This is a genomic window from Rhodococcus quanlei (assembly GCF_055231015.1).
Map to the genome: position 1 here is coordinate 100519 of NZ_JBUYWD010000002.1, position 17935 is coordinate 118453.

Annotated in this window: 18 protein-coding genes; 1 reads left to right on the forward strand and 17 read right to left on the reverse strand. The window is 64.4% G+C overall.

Features of this window, described 5'->3' with window-relative positions:
* Window positions 1-10 precede the first annotated feature (10 nt).
* From metK to ACZI8Q_RS01295, 15 genes are all read right to left on the reverse strand, one after another.
* Window positions 11-1225, reverse strand: a complete 1215-nt coding sequence (gene metK / locus ACZI8Q_RS01225) for a methionine adenosyltransferase (RefSeq protein WP_463371782.1) — start codon at window positions 1223-1225, stop codon at window positions 11-13.
* A 200-nt stretch (window positions 1226-1425) separates the two neighbouring features.
* Window positions 1426-2694 (reverse strand): bifunctional phosphopantothenoylcysteine decarboxylase/phosphopantothenate--cysteine ligase CoaBC, encoded by a 1269-nt coding sequence (coaBC, locus tag ACZI8Q_RS01230; RefSeq protein ID WP_463371783.1) that lies wholly within the window; start codon window positions 2692-2694, stop codon window positions 1426-1428.
* A 38-nt stretch (window positions 2695-2732) separates the two neighbouring features.
* Window positions 2733-3035 (reverse strand): DNA-directed RNA polymerase subunit omega, encoded by a 303-nt coding sequence (gene rpoZ / locus ACZI8Q_RS01235; RefSeq protein WP_463371681.1) that lies wholly within the window; start codon window positions 3033-3035, stop codon window positions 2733-2735.
* A gap of 92 nt (window positions 3036-3127) precedes the next feature.
* Complete coding sequence (gene gmk, locus ACZI8Q_RS01240; RefSeq protein WP_463371682.1) at window positions 3128-3730, reverse strand: guanylate kinase; 603 nt, start codon at window positions 3728-3730, stop codon at window positions 3128-3130.
* An 8-nt stretch (window positions 3731-3738) separates the two neighbouring features.
* Window positions 3739-4059, reverse strand: a complete 321-nt coding sequence (gene mihF / locus ACZI8Q_RS01245) for an integration host factor, actinobacterial type (RefSeq protein ID WP_463371683.1) — start codon at window positions 4057-4059, stop codon at window positions 3739-3741.
* A 126-nt stretch (window positions 4060-4185) separates the two neighbouring features.
* Window positions 4186-5016 (reverse strand): orotidine-5'-phosphate decarboxylase, encoded by an 831-nt coding sequence (pyrF, locus tag ACZI8Q_RS01250; RefSeq protein ID WP_463371684.1) that lies wholly within the window; start codon window positions 5014-5016, stop codon window positions 4186-4188.
* Between the two features lie 14 nt (window positions 5017-5030).
* Complete coding sequence (carB, locus tag ACZI8Q_RS01255; RefSeq protein ID WP_463371685.1) at window positions 5031-8378, reverse strand: carbamoyl-phosphate synthase large subunit; 3348 nt, start codon at window positions 8376-8378, stop codon at window positions 5031-5033.
* The gene (gene carA, locus ACZI8Q_RS01260; RefSeq protein ID WP_463371784.1) at window positions 8378-9547 is read right to left on the reverse strand and encodes a glutamine-hydrolyzing carbamoyl-phosphate synthase small subunit; all 1170 of its coding nucleotides are present in this window, start codon (window positions 9545-9547) and stop codon (window positions 8378-8380) included. The genes carB and carA overlap by 1 nt, the downstream gene beginning before the upstream one ends.
* 29 nt (window positions 9548-9576) lie before the next feature.
* Window positions 9577-10119 (reverse strand): PH-like domain-containing protein, encoded by a 543-nt coding sequence (locus ACZI8Q_RS01265; RefSeq protein WP_463371686.1) that lies wholly within the window; start codon window positions 10117-10119, stop codon window positions 9577-9579.
* A 3-nt stretch (window positions 10120-10122) separates the two neighbouring features.
* The gene (locus tag ACZI8Q_RS01270; RefSeq protein WP_463371687.1) at window positions 10123-11439 is read right to left on the reverse strand and encodes a dihydroorotase; all 1317 of its coding nucleotides are present in this window, start codon (window positions 11437-11439) and stop codon (window positions 10123-10125) included.
* Between the two features lie 47 nt (window positions 11440-11486).
* Entirely contained in the window at window positions 11487-12431 is a 945-nt protein-coding gene (locus ACZI8Q_RS01275) for an aspartate carbamoyltransferase catalytic subunit (RefSeq protein ID WP_463371688.1), read from the reverse strand.
* Window positions 12428-13039 (reverse strand): bifunctional pyr operon transcriptional regulator/uracil phosphoribosyltransferase PyrR, encoded by a 612-nt coding sequence (pyrR, locus tag ACZI8Q_RS01280; protein ID WP_463371689.1) that lies wholly within the window; start codon window positions 13037-13039, stop codon window positions 12428-12430. The genes ACZI8Q_RS01275 and pyrR overlap by 4 nt, the downstream gene beginning before the upstream one ends.
* A gap of 169 nt (window positions 13040-13208) precedes the next feature.
* Window positions 13209-13757, reverse strand: coding sequence for a transcription antitermination factor NusB (gene nusB, locus ACZI8Q_RS01285; RefSeq protein ID WP_463371690.1), 549 nt, complete (start codon window positions 13755-13757; stop codon window positions 13209-13211).
* Window positions 13758-14321 (reverse strand): elongation factor P, encoded by a 564-nt coding sequence (efp, locus tag ACZI8Q_RS01290; RefSeq protein ID WP_463371691.1) that lies wholly within the window; start codon window positions 14319-14321, stop codon window positions 13758-13760. It abuts the gene before it with no gap.
* Window positions 14322-14360: 39 nt separating this feature from the next.
* Entirely contained in the window at window positions 14361-15455 is a 1095-nt protein-coding gene (locus ACZI8Q_RS01295; protein WP_463371692.1) for a M24 family metallopeptidase, read from the reverse strand.
* A gap of 124 nt (window positions 15456-15579) precedes the next feature.
* On the opposite strand from ACZI8Q_RS01295, the gene ACZI8Q_RS01300 reads away from it, so the two are divergent.
* Complete coding sequence (locus ACZI8Q_RS01300; RefSeq protein ID WP_463371693.1) at window positions 15580-16251, forward strand: B-4DMT family transporter; 672 nt, start codon at window positions 15580-15582, stop codon at window positions 16249-16251.
* A 29-nt stretch (window positions 16252-16280) separates the two neighbouring features.
* Here the strand turns inward: ACZI8Q_RS01300 and aroB are convergent, their stop codons facing one another.
* Window positions 16281-17393: a 3-dehydroquinate synthase gene (gene aroB, locus ACZI8Q_RS01305; RefSeq protein WP_463371785.1), complete on the reverse strand. Its 1113-nt coding sequence runs from the start codon at window positions 17391-17393 to the stop codon at window positions 16281-16283.
* Window positions 17394-17428: 35 nt separating this feature from the next.
* Complete coding sequence (locus tag ACZI8Q_RS01310) at window positions 17429-17935, reverse strand: shikimate kinase (protein WP_463371694.1); 507 nt, start codon at window positions 17933-17935, stop codon at window positions 17429-17431.

Sequence of the window (17935 nt, forward strand, 5' to 3'; positions counted from 1 at the left end):
CTTCGCCGTTCTAGAGACCGGCTGCGGCGCGAAGCTTGTCGGCCCGATCCGTGTTCTCCCACGGAAGGTCGATGTCGGTGCGACCGAAATGTCCGTAGGCAGCGGTCTGCGCGTAGATCGGACGCAGCAGGTCGAGGTCACGGATGATCGCGCCCGGGCGCAGATCGAACGTATCCGAAATAGCCTGCTGGATACGTGCGGGGTCGGTCTTCTCGGTACCGAAGGTCTCGACGAACAGACCGACCGGAGCAGCCTTGCCGATGGCGTAGGCGACCTGTACCTCGATACGGTCCGCCAAGCCCGCAGCGACCGCGGTCTTCGCGACCCACCGCATGGCGTACGCGGCGGAACGGTCGACCTTCGAGGGATCCTTACCCGAGAACGCGCCACCGCCGTGGCGAGCCATACCGCCGTAGGTGTCGACAATGATCTTGCGTCCGGTCAGACCGGCGTCACCCATCGGCCCACCGAGCACGAACTTGCCCGTCGGGTTGACCAGCAACCGCACCTCGGAGGTGTCGAGCTCCGGCATGTCGAGCCCCGCTAGCACCACACCCAACACCTTTTCCCGCAGGTCCGGTGTCAAAAGATTGTCCAGGTCGATGTCGGCGGCGTGCTGAGTGGAGATGACGACGGTATCGAGCCGAACAGGCTTGTCGCCGTCGTACTCGATCGTGACCTGTGTCTTGCCGTCGGGTCGCAGGTAAGGGAGTACACCCGTCTTGCGCACCTCGGTGAGACGACGTGAAAGTCGGTGAGCAAGAGCGATCGGCAACGGCATCAGTTCCGGAGTTTCCTTGGAGGCGTAACCGAACATCAGCCCCTGGTCGCCGGCGCCCTGGCGATCGACCTCGTCGTCACTGAGCGCGCCGGTGCGCACCTCGTGCGAATGGTCGACGCCCTGCGCAATCTCAGGAGACTGCGACCCGATCGCAACGTTCACACCGCACGAGTTTCCGTCGAATCCCTTCGCCGAGGAGTCGTATCCGATTTCGAGCACGGTGTCGCGAACGATCTTCGGAATGTCCGCCCACCCCGTAGTGGTGACCTCACCGGCGACGTGAACCTGCCCCGTGGTCACCATCGTCTCGACGGCGACACGCGAGCGAGGGTCGTCCGCGATCAGTGCGTCGAGAATGGCGTCGCTGATCGCGTCACAGATCTTGTCCGGGTGCCCTTCCGTCACGGACTCACTGGTGAATAGCCGACTACCGGACTTGCTCACAGACATACCCTCTCGACGACGTGTTCTCTTACGAACGGTCCACGACAGAAACTCGATTCCTGCCTTCATGAAACAGCTTAGTCACGCGATTCGGGACGGATCTCATCACCCGACCCCAACAGTGTCCTATTCGTTGGACCCCAACAGTGTCCTATTCGTTGGACCCCAACAGTGTCCTATTCGTTGGACCCCAACAGGCCCTATTCGTTGGACCCCAACAGTGCAGCCAACGCATCGAGGACACGACTCGCCATCAGCGCCTTGGATCCGTGTTCGAGCGCCGATTCGGATCCATCGGCGCCGAGCAACCATCCGTCGTTGTGATCGACTTCGAATGCTTTGCCCTCACCTACTGCGTTGACCACCAGCAGGTCGCAGCCTTTGCGTTGGAGTTTCGCACGCGCATAAGACAGGACGTCACCTCCCGCGTCGCCGGTCTCCGCTGCGAAGCCGACTATCACGGTCGAGGCGTCGACCTCACCGGCTCGCCGCGACTGCACCACACCGGCGAGAATGTCGGCGTTGGGTGTCAGCGGAATCGAGTCGGGCTCGTCCGGCCCCTTTTTGATCTTGCTCGCCACGGCGGTCGTCGGACGAAAATCCGCGACGGCCGCGGCCATGACGACCGCATCGCAGTCCGGTGCGCGCTTCGAGACGGCAATACGCATGTCTTCTGCGGTCTTCACCTCGACCACCTCGACGGCAGCAGGCGCCGCCAGGCCCGCGGTGTATCCCGAGACCAACGTGACCCGGGCTCCGCGTTGCACAGCGAGACGAGCTATCGCATAACCCTGCTTGCCCGAACTGCGGTTACCCAGAAAACGCACCGGATCGAGGGGTTCGCGCGTCCCGCCGGCAGACACCAGGATCTTCTGCCCGACCAGGTCACGCTGCAGCGCGTCGGCGCGTTCGAGGAGCAGGGACGCCAGGCCGACGATCTCCTCGGGTTCGGGCAGGCGTCCTGCCCCCGTGTCCTTACCAGTCAGCCGGCCGGAGGCCGGTTCGATCACCGTCACACCGCGTTCACGAAGAGTGGCGACATTGGCAACCGTCGCGGGGTGCTCCCACATCTCGGTGTGCATCGCCGGAGCGAACACGACCGGACATCGGGCGGTCAGCAGCGTCGCCGTCAGCAGGTCGTCTGCCCGTCCTGCCACCACCCGGGCCATGAGGTCTGCCGTGGCAGGCGCGATGACCACGAGGTCCGCTTCCTGTCCGAGACGAACGTGCGGCACCTGTGGAACGTCCGCGAACACACCTGTGTACACCGGATTGCCCGACAAGGCCTCGAAGGTCGCCGCACCGACGAACTCCAACGCGGACGCGGTCGGGATCACGCGAACGTGATGACCCGCTTCGGTGAAACTGCGAATGATCGCGCAACTCTTGTACGCGGCGATTCCACCGCCGACTCCGACGACGATCCGCTTACCGCCGCCACGCCCGGCGCCGAACGCACCGGGATCGATCGAAGCGGACGTCTGCTCAGGCACAGCAGCCCCTCCGCTCACTCGCCTTCGGTGTGCTCGAGCAGGTCGGAGTGGATCTCACGAAGTGCGATGGACAACGGCTTCTCCTGAAGACCGGGCTCGACGAGCGGGCCGACGTACTCGAGGATGCCGTCACCGAGCTGGTTGTAGTAGTCGTTGATCTGGCGAGCGCGCTTCGCCGAGTAGATCACCAGCGCGTACTTCGACGATGTGCGCTCGAGGAGCTCGTCGATCGGCGGGTTGGTGATGCCGAGCGGGGTGTCGTATGCAGGCAGACCGTGGGCCTCGACTGCGGACGCTGCTGCGGGGGTGCTGCTCACTCGGTATCTCCTGAATTGGATCTGGGATTCGGTTTGTACTACCCACGGAAACCAGTGCGGTTCGCGGGCGAACAATGCTTACTGATCGACCATCACGGCCGTCCAACCAACAAGGATACCAACTCGTCGCACGATTGGTTGACATCCTCGTTGACGATGACCTCGTCGAATTCGTCACGTGCTGCCAGTTCGACACGTGCAGTTTCGAGACGGCGCTCCACCACCTCGGGCGGTTCGGTGCCCCGACCTGCCAAACGCTCCACCAGAACATCCCAGCTCGGAGGTGCCATGAACACCAGCACAGCCTCCGGCATGGCTTCCCGAACGGCGCGAGCACCGACAAGATCGACCTCGACGAGAACAGGCTTGCCTGCCTCGAGCGCGTCGCGGACCGGCGCTGCCGGTGTGCCCGACCGCTGAAGACCGCCGTGGATCTCCGCCCACTCGAGGAGTTCTCCGTCGTCGATCATCCGTTGAAAATCTTCGCGCGAAGTGAAGCGATAGTCGATACCGTCGACCTCACCGGGGCGCGGTGCACGCGTCGTCGCGGAAACGCTGAACATCAGTTCCGGCATCCGCTCGCGCAGCACCCGCACCACACTCGACTTTCCGACAGCCGAGGGGCCGGCCAGTACAACCAGCCGACCCCTCCGCACTGCGGTCTCACTCTCTGACACTTGTGCGTCAGCCACCACTGTCGTACTCAGGCCTCGAAATCGAACTTCGCGAGGAGAGCCTTACGCTGCCGATCGCCGAGGCCACGAAGGCGACGGGTCGGAGCGATCTCCAGCTCGGTCATGATCTCCTGCGCCTTGACCTTACCCACCTTGGGCAGGGCCTCGAGCAGCGCCGACACCTTCATCTTGCCGAGGATCTCGTCGTTCTCGGCGTCGGCCAGAACCTGCTTCAGGTCCGTGCCGCCGCGCTTGAGGCGATCTTTGAGCTCAGCCCTGGCACGACGGGCAGCAGCCGCCTTCTCCAGAGCAGCGGCGCGCTGCTCATCAGTCAACTGGGGAAGGGCCACGGTTCCTCCGTCTCATCGTTGGCAAACAGTCCAAACCACTGGTTAACCAGCGGCGATAGCGACCGTACTCAGCCTTCGCGCCGATTGCGAACCCACCCCCCAAGGTCAGCGGCAGATTCGGGTCGGCTATGCGAGCCCGACCTCGATCTCGTCGCGAACCTTCATCGCGGCGTCACGCAACGATCCAACAGACGGGCCGAACTTGAGAACTCCTCGAGAAGTGTTGGGGAGCAATAACTTTCGCGAGTCGGGGAAAATTTCGGCCAGATCTGCAACCGTCGCACCTTGAGCGCCCAGCCCCGGTGCGAGGATTGGTCCGGAAAATTTCGACAAATCCAAGCCGTGTCCGCGTGTCGCGCCCACCACCAGCCCCGCAATGTCCGGTTCACCCGCGTTGACCGCCTCCGATTCGTCCACGATGGACTGCGCGACGCTCACGCCGGCGGCGGTGCGAGACTCCTGAATACCGCTGCCTTCCGGGTTGGACGTACGGGCGAGCACGAACAATCCACGACCGTTGCGCACAGCCAACGACACCGCCGGTTCCAGCGATCCGAAGCCCAGGTACGGCGACACCGTGAGTGCATCCGCCGCCAGCGGCACATCGCTTCCGAGCCACGTCTGCCCGTAGGCCGCCATCGTCGAGCCGATATCGCCACGTTTGGCGTCTGCCACGACGAGCGTGCCGGCCTTTCTCAGGGCAGAAATGGTTCGTTCGAGGACTGCATAGCCCTGGGAGCCGTACGCCTCGAAGAAGGCCACCTGGGGCTTCACGAGGGCTACTTCTCCGACGAATGCCTCCACACAGATTTCGGCGAACGACTCGAGGCCCACCGCCGATACCGGCAGCCCCCAGGAACGGAGCAGTTCGGGGTGGGGATCGATCCCCACGCACAGTCGCCCGCGGCGAGCGACCGCCTCACGCAGCCGCTCGCCCCATGCCGGCCCATCCCTCACAGTCCGACCATCCGTCACGATTCGGAGGCCTCGGCGGGCTCGCGCAGACGCGCATGGAGGTCCTGGAGCGACTGCACACCGATATCGCCTCGAATGGCGGCCTCGATGCCCTGAACCGCCGCAGACGCTCCCTGCACGGTCGTGACGCAGGGGATCGTTGCGGCGATGGCCGCACTCCGAATCTCGTAGCCGTCCACGCGCGGGCCCGAATTGCCGTACGGAGTGTTGATCACCATGTCGACCTCGCCGTCGCGGATCTGCTCGACGATTGTGCGTGAACCTTCCGGAAGATCTTCACCGGAATGCTTGTGCACCCGCTCGCATGCGATGCCGTTGCGGCGGAGAACATCCGCGGTGCCCTCGGTGGCCAGAATCCGGAACCCAAGGTCTGCGAGGCGCTTGACCGGGAAGATCAGCGACCGCTTGTCCTTGTTCGCGACGGAGACGAACACCGATCCCGTGGTCGGCAACGAGCCGTAGGCGCCGGCCTGACTCTTCGCGAACGCGGTACCGAAGTCGGCATCGATTCCCATGACCTCACCCGTGGACTTCATCTCGGGGCTCAGGAGGGTGTCGACACCGGTCCCGTCCGCACGCCGGAAGCGATTGAACGGCAGCACCGCTTCCTTGACCGCCACCGGAGAGTCGGGCGGGAGTGTGCCGCCGTCGCCTTCCGCTGGGAGCAGGCCCTTCTTCCGTAGGTCGGCGATCGACTCACCGAGCATCACCCGGGCGCACGCCTTGGCAAGCTGAACGGCCGTCGCCTTCGAGACGAAAGGCACGGTGCGGCTGGCACGCGGATTCGCCTCGAGGACGTACAGGATGTCGTCCTTGAGCGCGTACTGCACATTCAGCAGACCCTTGACGCCGATCCCCTTGGCCAGTGCCTCGGTCGATCGGCGGACGTTCTCGATGTCCGCCCGACCGAGCGTGATCGGGGGTAGTGCACACGCGGAATCACCGGAGTGGATACCGGCCTCCTCGATATGTTCCATGACCCCGCCCAGGTACACCTGCGTGCCATCGCACAGCGCATCGACGTCGATCTCGACCGCGTCCTCGAGGAATCGGTCGACCAGCACCGGCCGGTCGTCGGAAATCTCGGTCGCACGCGAGATGTAGTTCTCCAGCGAGGTTTCGTCGTAGACGATTTCCATTCCGCGTCCACCCAGCACGTACGACGGACGGACCAGGACCGGGTATCCGATCTTGGTCGCGATCTCGCGGGCGCCCTCGAACGACGTGGCGGTACCGAACTTGGGTGCGGGCAGCCCTGCTTCGGTCAGCACCTTACCGAATTCACCGCGGTCCTCCGCGAGGTCGATGGCCTCGGGACTGGTGCCGACGATCGGCACACCGGCCGCCTCGAGAGCGTGTGCAAGACCCAAGGGGGTCTGACCGCCGAGCTGCACGATGACGCCGGCGACCGTGCCGGACTCGGACTCCGCCCGGTACACCTCGAAGACGTCCTCGAAGGTCAGCGGCTCGAAGTAGAGCCGGTCGGCCGTGTCGTAGTCGGTCGACACGGTTTCGGGGTTGCAGTTGACCATGACGGTCTCGTATCCGGCGTCCGACAACGTTTGCGCCGCGTGCACGCACGAGTAGTCGAACTCGATTCCCTGTCCGATTCGGTTGGGCCCCGAACCGAGGATCAATACCTTCGGACGGTCGGTCTGCGGCGCGACCTCGGACTCCGCTTCGGGGTCGAGTTCGTACGTCGAGTAGTGATACGGCGTCTTCGCCTCGAACTCCGCAGCGCAGGTGTCGACCGTCTTGTAGACGGGATGCACGCGCAGCTCTTCGCGCAGGGCACGGACGGCATCCTCCCCACCCAGTTCCGGCCGCAACGCCGCGATCTGGCGGTCCGATAGCCCGCGGTACTTGGCCCTGCGCAGCAGGGTCTCGTCGACCGTCGGGGCATCGTGAACAGCATTGCCGAGTTCGTGGATCTGCCGAATCTGGTCGAGGAACCACGGATCGAGCTTGGTTGCCTCGAACAGTTGCTCGTCGGTGGCACCCCAGCTCATCGCCCGCTCGATGCCGTACAGGCGCCCCTCGTGCGGGACCGCCAGCTCTGCCAGCAGAGAATCCAGATCGCCCCGCTCCGACTCCGGACCCGTCCAGAACCCGGTGCTCTTGGTTTCGAGTGAGCGCATCACCTTGCCGAGCGCCTCGGTGAAGTTGCGCCCGATCGACATCGCCTCACCGACGGATTTCATCGTGGTGGTCAGCGTTCCGTCCGCACCCGGGAACTTCTCGAAGGCGAACCGGGGAGCCTTGACCACCACGTAGTCGAGGGTCGGCTCGAAGCAGGCCGGGGTCTCCTTGGTGATGTCGTTGACGATCTCGTCGAGCGAGTAGCCGATGGCCAGCTTCGCAGCCATCTTCGCGATCGGGTACCCCGTCGCCTTCGACGCCAGCGCAGACGACCGCGACACACGCGGGTTCATCTCGATGACGACGAGGCGCCCGTCGGTGGGGTCCATCGCGAACTGGATGTTGCAGCCGCCGGTGTCGACGCCGACCTCACGGAGGATGTCGATCGACAGGTCGCGCATCTTCTGGTACTCGCGGTCGGTGAGCGTCATCGCCGGGGCGACCGTCACCGAGTCACCGGTGTGCACACCGACCGGGTCCACGTTCTCGATCGAGCAGACGATCACGACGTTGTCGCGGCCGTCCCGCATCAGTTCGAGTTCGTATTCCTTCCAGCCGAGGATCGACTCCTCGATCAGCACATTCGCTGTGGGCGACGCGGCCAGCCCCCCACCGGCGATCTGATCGAGATCTGCATCGTTGTAGGCCAGGCCCGAGCCGAGACCTCCCATCGTGAACGACGGACGGACCACCACCGGGAAGCCGAGTTCGGACACCGTGTCCCGCACCTCGTCCATCGTGTAGCAAACGCGGGACCGTGCCGACTCGCCGCCGACCTTGGCGACGATGTCCTTGAACTTCTGGCGATCCTCACCGCGTTGGATGGCGTCGAAATCGGCGCCGATGAGTTCGACGTCGTACTTCTCGAGGATTCCCTGTTCGTGCAGAGCGACCGCGGTGTTGAGAGCCGTCTGCCCACCCAGCGTCGCGAGCACTGCGTCGATAGGGTGTCCCTTCTCCGCTTCGAGTGCGATGACCTTTTCCACGAACTCCGCGGTGATCGGCTCCACGTAGGTGGCGTCCGCGAATTCGGGGTCGGTCATGATCGTGGCCGGGTTGGAGTTCACGAGGCTCACGCGCAGACCTTCCTCGCGTAGCACCCGGCACGCCTGGGTTCCGGAATAGTCGAACTCGCAGGCCTGACCGATCACGATCGGACCCGATCCGATCACCAGGATGTGCGAGAGATCTGTACGGCGTGGCATTACTTCTTGTCTCCCTCGAGCAGGCTGGTGAAACGATCGAACAGGTACGCGGCATCGTGCGGTCCGGCCGCCGCCTCCGGGTGGTACTGCACCGAGAAGGCGCGACCGTCGACGAGGCGAACACCCTCGACCGTGCCGTCGTTGGCGCACGTGTGGCTGATGACACCCTTACCGAACGGGGTGTCGAACTCCTGGCCGGCCTCGCCTTCGAGAGCGAAGCCGTGGTTCTGGGCTGTGATGGCGATACGACCGGTCTCGTGCTCGACGACCGGAATGTTGATTCCACGGTGACCGAACTTCATCTTGTATGTGCCCAGGCCCAGTGCCCGCCCCAGAATCTGGTTACCGAAACAGATGCCGAACAGCGGAATCCCTTGCCCCAGCACCTCCTTGGTCAGGTTCACGGCACCGTCCGCAGTGGCGGGGTCACCGGGCCCATTGGACAGGAAGACACCGTCTGCCTTCAGATCGCGAATCTGGTCGAGGGTGGCGTTCGACGGCAACACGTGGACCCGAACTCCCCGCTCCGCGAACATGCGCGGGGTATTCGTCTTGATGCCGAGGTCCATCGCGGCGACGGTGAACCGAGCCTGACCACCCACCGGTTCCACCGTGTACCCACTGGTGGTGGTCACTTCCCCGGCGAGATCCGCGCCGAGCATCGACGGCTGCTGCCGGACCCGGGCGACCAGTGTGTCGACGTCGAGACTCTCACCGGACCATGCGAGCGCGTCTCCGGAGAACACACCGGCGCGCATCGAACCGCGTGAGCGCAGGTGGCGCACGAGAGCCCGAGTATCGATCTCGGCAATTCCGACGATGTTCTGCTGGACGAGTTCGTCGTGGAGCGACCCGGTGGCGCGCCAACTCGACGTGCAACGCGACGGATCGCGCACCACGTAACCCGCCACCCAGATCTTCGCCTCCGCACTGTCACCGGTCGGACCGACGGACTCGTCGTCCTCCTCGTTCCACCCGGTGTTGCCGATCTGGGGTGCGGTCGACACCACGATCTGCCGGTGGTAGCTCGGGTCGGTGAGGGTTTCCTGGTACCCGGTCATTCCGGTACTGAAGACCGCCTCTCCCAACGTCTGCCCCACCGCGCCGAAGGACATTCCCCGGAACACTCGTCCGTCTTCGAGGACGAGTGCTGCCGATGCAGCACCGATCGGGGTGTTGGATGTCGTGCCTGGGCCGCTCACGCGTTCTCTCCGTTCTGCTCGACCTCACCAGAGCCCGTCGCATTCGATGAATCTTCGTTGTCTTTGCTCCGCACCCAGGTCGGGTATACGGATTTGTCGTCGGCGCGGAACCCCGTGTCGATCTCGGTGCCGGTCGGCAGTTCCCACCGAATGACCAGCACTCCGTCTTTCGTCATGACCTTGCCCGCAAGTCCGCGTTCCGTACGCACCGCGCGAATCGAGGTCTCGGGAATCCAGATCGGCGTCGCACCGTCGCGCTCGAGCAGGATTCCGCTCGTGTAGCGCGCGATCTCACCGGCGGCGCGAAAGCCCAGATCACCCACCGCGATCCGGTCCTGCCAACTCGGTGCCACCGTGCTGCCGACGTACAGACCCGTCACCGGAGCAACCACAGGCGGCCCCAGTTCCCGTGGCACGGGCGGCAATTGCCCGATACGGTCGGCCTGCCGGCGGGCGCGTCCGCGCCAACCTCGGTACATGAGTCCGATCATCACTGCCCAGAAGATCGCCAGGCCGATGACCCACAATGCTCGTTCCACCAGCTATACCTCTTCTCGCGAGCGAACCGCTCCGTCGCGGGCGGTGATCCTGCCGCGCAGCACCGTGACGGTGACGCGGCCCGGTAAGGTCATCGATTCGTACGGGGTATTGGACGCCACGCTCGCCAGCTCGGGCCCGTGCACGATCCACTCCACGTCGGGGTCCACCAACACCAGGTTGGCCGGCTCCCCTACCTCCACGGGGCGACCCTGATCGTCGAGCCCGACGATCTCGGCGGGACGCTCGCTCATCACCCGCGCCACACCGCGCCAATCGAGCAAACCCGGCTTCACCATCGTGTCGATGACGATCGACAACGCTGTTTCCAATCCGAGCATTCCGGGGCGCGCAGCAGCGAACTCACAGCATTTGTCCTGCTCCGCGTGCGGCGCGTGGTCGGTGGCCACACAGTCGATCACTCCATCGGCAAGACCTTTACGCAGCGCGTCGACGTCGCTGGCCTCACGCAGTGGTGGGTTCACCTTGTTGACCGCATCGTAGGTTTCGAGACGTGAATCGTCGAGCAGCAGGTGGTGCGGGGTCACCTCCGCCGAGATCGTGATCCCCTGCGTTCTGGCCCATTTCACCAACTCCACCGTTCCGGCGGTCGACGCGTGGCAGATGTGGACCCGTGCTCCAGCGTCCCGCGCAAGGAGGGCGTCACGAGCGACGATCGATTCTTCCGCGGCCCGCGGCCAGCCTGTCAGGCCCAGCCGTGCCGCGGTAGGCCCCTCGTGTGCGACCGCACCAACGGTGAGACGCGGCTCCTCGGCGTGCTGCGCAATGAGCACACCCAACGCGCTCGAGTATTCGAGTGCGCGTCGCATGATGAGCGGGTCGTACACGCAGTGCCCGTCGTCGGAGAACATGCGCACGCGGCCGGTTCCCGCGGCCATGGTCGCCATTTCCGCGAGCTGCTTGCCCTCGAGGCCCACCGTGACAGCGCCCACCGGATGCACGTCGACGAGACCGACTTCCTGGCCGCGACGCCAGACGTGGTCCGTCACCACGACCGAGTCTGCGACGGGCGCCGTGTTCGCCATTGCGAACACGGCGGTGTACCCACCGATCGCCGCGGCAGCCGAACCCGAATCGATGGTCTCCGTGTCTTCCCGGCCCGGCTCACGCAGGTGCGTGTGCAGATCCACGAATCCGGGCAACAGGATCTGCCCATGCCCCTCGACCACCTCTACGCCGTCGGCCGCCAGCCCGGAGCCGATCTCCGCAATGGCCCCGTCACGCACCAGCACATCCGTCGGTTCGCCCTCGCCGTAGATCAGGACGTTCTGGATCAGCAACTCACCGGTCCGGTCTGCCACGCGCGCATCTCCTGTTTTCGTCTCGTCGTCGTTCGTCCGGTTGTCACTCATATGGTCACGTCCGCGGAGCCCACCAGCAGCCGGAACAACACGGCCATGCGCATGTGCACACCGTTGGTCACCTGTTGCAGAACCGCGGTGCGCGAGGAGTCCGCGACTGCGGACGCAATCTCCATGCCGCGCAGCATCGGCCCCGGGTGCAGCACCACCGCATGGTCGGGCAGAAGCGCCATCCGCTTCTCGGACAGTCCGTAATTGATCGAGTACTCGCGCTGTGAAGGAAAGAACCCGCCGTTCATGCGTTCGGCCTGAACACGCAGCATCAGCACCGCGTCCAGCCCCGGAAGCTCCGCATCCAGCGAATGCGCCACCGTCACCGGCCACGTGGACACGCCGACGGGGAGCAGGGTCGGCGGCGCCACCAGAACGACTTCCACACCGAGCAGCGACAGAAGCAATGCGTTCGACCGGGCGACACGACTGTGCAGAATGTCACCGACGATCGCGACGCGCTTGCCGTCGAGGCCGCCCAACCGTTGACGCAACGTCAATGCGTCGAGGAGTGCCTGGGTGGGGTGTTCGTGCGTTCCATCGCCGGCGTTGATCACCGCCGGACCACCGTCTTCGAGACCACCCGTCCATGCGGCGATCTGATGCGCCGCACCCGACGCAGGATGACGCACGATCAGCGCATCGGCACCCGCCGCTCGCAACGTCAGCGCGGTGTCACGCAGGGACTCCCCCTTCGACACCGACGAACTCGACGCGCTGACGTTGATGACGTCCGCACTCATCCACTTGCCGGCGACCTCGAACGACACGCGTGTGCGGGTCGAGTTCTCGAAGAACACGGTCATCACGGTGCGACCGCGAAGAGTGGGGAGCTTCCGAACCTCACGGCCGAGAAGGGCCTGTTCGAAACGTTCTGCCTCGTCGAGAAGTTCGATCGCATTCTCCCGGTCGAGGTCGGCGATCGACAGCAGATGTTTCACAGGTGCTTTCCCCCGGAGATCATGACCGCATCGCGGCCGTCGTGTTCGTCCAACAGGACCTTGACGTCCTCGGTGCGAGCCGTCGGCACATTCTTGCCGACGTAATCGGCGCGGAGAGGAAGTTCGCGGTGCCCCCGATCGACCAGCACCGCCAGTTGTACGGCTTTCGGGCGACCGAGATCGCGCAGAGCATCGAGAGCGGACCGCACGGTGCGCCCGGAGAACAACACATCGTCCACCAGCACGACCAGGGTGTTGTCGATGCCGCCATCGGGCACCGAAGTTCGCTCGAGAGGACGGTGCGGTTTGTTCCGCAGATCATCGCGATACAACGTGATGTCGAGTGACCCGATCGGCAGCCGCACACCGGAAAAATCTTCGATGCGATCACGGAGGCGATGAGCCAGAGTCGTTCCACGGGTGGGGATGCCGATGAGGACGACCCGTGCGCTCTCGCCGCCATCCGCGTCGAGCGCAGTCTTCTCGATGATCTGGTGCGCGATTCGCGCAACGGTACGACTCACGTCTGCCGCCGACAACAACTCGCGAGCCGACCGACTCGGGTCGGCAGATTCGTTTACGGGGAGAGACCCTTCGGGTTCGCTCACGCAACGACCTCCTTCTCCGCCTCACGGGACGGATCGTTAAAGGATGTCTGACGATCTCACTTTATCAGCGGCGGTCGGACCATCCGAACAGCTTGCCCGTGACAGTGCACACATGCGTCGGGGCACACATGCATGCATGTGTGCCCCGCCTGCTCGAAACGAATGCTCGCTACTCGATCGAATCGGTATTTCCGCTCGAAGTTCGCGGAGCGTGCGATGCATCGACGTCGTCTGTCGCGGAATCTGCAGCCCGTGACGACGTGGCCGCTGCCGCGGACCTGACCTGCGGTGCGACCAGCACGACCTGGCCGAGGACACCGTTGACGAAGCCGGGTGAATCGTCGGTGGACAACTGCTTCGCCAGTTCGACCGCCTCGTCGACGGCCACCACGGGTGGCACGTCGGTGGCGTGAAAGAGTTCCCACACGGCGATGCGCAGGATCGCGCGGTCCACTGCCGGGAGTCGCTCGAGCGTCCAGTCCTGCAGGTGCGAGGAAATCACCTGGTCCAGTCGGTCGAGGTTTTCTGCTACTCCCGTCACCACGGTGACGGTGTACGGCGGAACCGGAGCGACCGTGTCGTCCTTGCCGGACAGATCTGCGCGCTCCGAGGCAAGATTCACCGGATCGACGTCGCGGGCCTCGGCCTCGAAGAGAAAATCGACAGCCCGCTTACGCGCCTTGTGACGGGCGCCGAGCTTCTTGTGCGTACCGGCCACTCAGGAATTCACACGCCCGAGGTAGTTGCCATCACGCGAGTCGACCTTCAGCTTGTCACCGGTGTTGATGAACAGCGGAACCTGAATCTCGGCATCCGTCTCCATGATCGCCGGCTTCGTTCCGCCCGTGGAGCGGTCACCCTGCAGACCGGGGTCGGTCTGCTTCACGACGAGCTCGACCGTGACGGGCAGCTCCACGAACAGCGGTAGATCCTCGTGCACGGCAACCTGAACGGCCATGTTCTCGAGCATGAAACGTGCGCTGTCGCCGACGACCGTGGCGGAGACCGGGATCTGGTCGAAAGTTTCGCCGTCCATGAAGACGTAGTCGGAACCGTCGTGGTACAGGTATGTCATGTCACGGCGGTCGACTGTCGCCGTCTCCACCTTGACACCGGCGTTGAAGGTCTTGTCCACGGTCTTGCCGGACACGACATTCTTCAGCTTCGTACGCACGAACGCGGGGCCCTTACCCGGCTTCACGTGCTGAAACTCGATGATCGCCCACAGCTGTCCTTCGATCTTCAGGACAAGACCGTTCTTGAAATCGGTGGTGGAAGCCACTTGCTTCGCGTCTCCTATGTACGTTCGGTTCGGGACCGTCTACACGACAGTCAGGTCTTTGGTGGTGCGTGTGAGCAGCTCCGGACCCTGCTCACGGACCACGAGCGTGTCCTCGATCCGCACACCTCCGCGCCCGGAGAAGTACACGCCCGGCTCGACGGTCACCGTCGCACCGCACAGAAGTGTACCGGTGCCGAGCTTGCCGATTCCCGGAGCTTCGTGGATCTCGAGACCGACGCCATGTCCGAGTCCGTGCAGGAACAGTTCCCCGTGGCCCGCATCCTCGATGACTCGTCGCGCCGCGGCGTCCACCGACGCGACCTCGGCGCCCGGAACCAGGGCCTCTCGCCCGGCCGCCTGAGCGCGTGCAACCAGGTCGTACACGTCCCGCTGCCAGTCGGCCGGCTCTCCCAACACGAGTGTTCGCGTCATGTCCGAGTGATAGCCACCGACCTCGGCCCCGAAATCGAGTTTCACGAAGTCACCCGAGGCCAACATGTCGCCGGTCGGTCGATGATGCGGGACGGCCGAGTTCGCACCGGCAGCCACGATCGTCTCGAACGAAACGCCGTCAGCACCATGATCGAGCATGAGCGATTCCAGCCTGCGCCCAACTTCCCGCTCTGTCCGTCCCGGACGGAGACCACCTTCGTCGATCAGCGCAGCGAGCGCGGCATCAGCGGCCACGCAGGCGGACCGAAGCAGGTTCACCTCGTGCTCGTCCTTCACCATGCGCAAACGCTCGACGAGGCCGGAGGTCGGCACCAAGCGCACCGCAGGCGCAATCTCCGACCAGCCGTCGTGCTCCGCAACGGTGACGACGTGACTTTCGAAGCCGAGTTGCGTCGACGTCGACGCAGCGATCAAGCGGCGGGCACTGGAGCGGTCGATCTCGACGCGCAGATCGGGAACCTGCTCGGCCATCTGTGTCACATAACGGCCGTCCGTACAGATGACGGTGCCATTCTCCGAACTCGCGTCATCGGAGGCACTGACGAGCAACGCCGCGTTGGAACCGGTGAATCCGGTCAAGTATCGAATGTTCAGCAGATCCGTCACGAGAAGCGCCGGAACACCGTCGGAAATCAACAGGTCACGCAGCGCTGCGCGCCGGGAAGAGTGGTCGACAGACATGTTCCCCAACCTACCGCCCGAATCCCCCTCGTCACTTCCCTCCCGGCACCCATAGAGGGCCGTCGTTACGGTTCCTGTGGGGTAGGACACACGCCGCCGTAGCCCTCTGGCTACGCTGTGCCACATGAATGCGTGGGTGGTGCGCGGCCTCGGGATGGCCCTGATACATGTTGTTCTTCGTTCGCTCCTCGGAATTGCGATCACTCAGTGGCCGCTCCAGGGAAGTGCGCTGCGGATGATTGCGCTGGTGCTCGTCATCATCGCCGCTGTGCTCTGGGGGTGGTTCGACGCGAAGCGGGATCGCAAGGAGAATCCCGACCCGGAATTCGGCGCCGACCTCACCATGCGCTGGCTGAAGGCAGCCGTCCTCGGTGGTCTTCTCGCAGGCCTGGGGACCTGGTTTGCCGACTTCTTCGTGAACGCCACCGAGAATCCACTCTTCTTCGAGCTGACATCGGGTGCCGCCTTCACCGTGCTTTTGATCTTCGTGCCTGCGATGGTGGCAGTCATGGTCGCCCGACTGCTGCAGAACCGCACGAAGTCGGACAACTCCGATGACACGAATACCTCCGACACCGCGCACGTCGGCGCGCCTGCCGCCGCGGCAGCAGAGTCCGACTCCGGCCTGGGCACCGAAGTTCTCAGCCTCGACCAGCAGCACCAGGGCGATCCGTACGCCCAGGAGTACACCGGCCAGGACTACACGGGTTCGAACTACGACTCCGGCGACCCGGATGCAGACACCACGGTGTTCGACGCAATCTCCGACACCGGGGACGAGCCCAAGTCCCGCTGACATCGGGCCCGACACCCGGCAGGTGTGACTCAGAGAAGGATGCCGCCACCTGCCGGTGTCGGTTCGTCGCGTGCGATTGCCGAATAGGCAGCGGCCAACAGTGACGGGTCGGGACCTTCGAGCCGTCCCGGCTTCGCCAATCCGTCCAGCACGACGAAACGCAACAGACCGGCGCGGTTCTTCTTGTCTGTCTGCATGCCTTCGAGGAGCTGTCCGAACGCATCGGCGTCGTAGGTCGTCGGCAACCCCACCAACTCGAGAATGCTCTTGTGGCGATGGGCGGTGCCATCGTCGAGACGGCCGGCCACCCGCCCCAGTTCGGCGGCAAAGACGAGGCCCACGGCTACGGCAGCGCCGTGCCGCCAGCGGTACCGCTCCCGGCGCTCGATGGCGTGACCGAGTGTATGACCGTAGTTGAGAATCTCACGCAGATCCGATTCACGCAGATCGGCGGCAACGACGCCGGCTTTCACCTCCACGGAACGACGGATGAGTTCCGGCAGTACGGTTCCGGTCGGGTCGAGAGCGGCCTCGGGATCTTCTTCGATGAGATCGAGAATCACCGGGTCCGCAATGAAACCGGTCTTGATGATTTCCGCCATGCCGGCAACGATCTCGTTGCGCGGCACCGTTTCGAGCGTCGCCAGATCGACGAAGACGGCCGAAGGCTCATGGAACGAGCCGACCAGATTCTTGCCGGCTTCGGTGTTGATGCCCGTCTTTCCACCCACCGCGGCGTCCACCATCGCGAGAAGGGTCGTGGGCACGTGAACGATTCGCACGCCACGCATCCAGGTAGCCGCCACGAATCCGGCGAGGTCGGTGGCTGCACCTCCACCGAGACTCACGACGGCGTCACTACGGGTCAGGCCGATGCGGCCGAGCACCTCCCAGCAAAATCCCGCGACCGCGAGATCCTTGCCGTCCTCGGCGTCGGGGATCTCGATGCGATGGGCATCGACACCTTCTTCGGCCAGTGCCTCACGCACCGCTTCTGCGGTTGCTGCCAACGGCGGCTGGTGAAATATCGCCACCGTCCGGGTGCCCGACAGTTCGTTCACCAAGTCGCCCAGCAAGCCCCGTCCGATCACGACCGGGTAAGGATTCGCTGTTCGTACTTCCACACGTACCGGTTCGGTCACTTCACTTTGCTCCGCTCCGTAGTTTGTTCGGCCAGTCATCTGCCGAGCTTCGTCACCAACTGTTGCACCACCCGTGCGGGGCTGCGTCCGTCGGTCCTGATCCGGATCGTCGACACACTGCGATACAGAGGGCGGCGACGGCGCATCAGTTCCTGATACTTGGCCCGCGGGTCCGCCCCGGTCAACAGTGGGCGAGAGGTGTTGTTTCCGGTCCTCTTGAGGCCTTCCCCGACGCTGATCTCCAGATATATCACCGTGTGCCCCCGCAGCAGCGATCGCGTGCGCGACGACAGGATCGCTCCGCCACCGAGCGACACGATGCCGGTCTCGTTCGCGATCGCCCTGGCCACGACCTCTTCCTCCATTGCCCGGAAGAATGGCTCGCCGTCGCTGTCGAAGATCTCTTTGATCGTGCGCCCGGACTCCTGTTCGATAGCCGAATCGGTGTCGAAGAGCGGACGGTCCAATGCCTGCGCGAGTCGTCGACCGATCGTCGATTTTCCGGCGCCGGGTGGGCCGATGAGCACCGCGGTAGGAGCCAT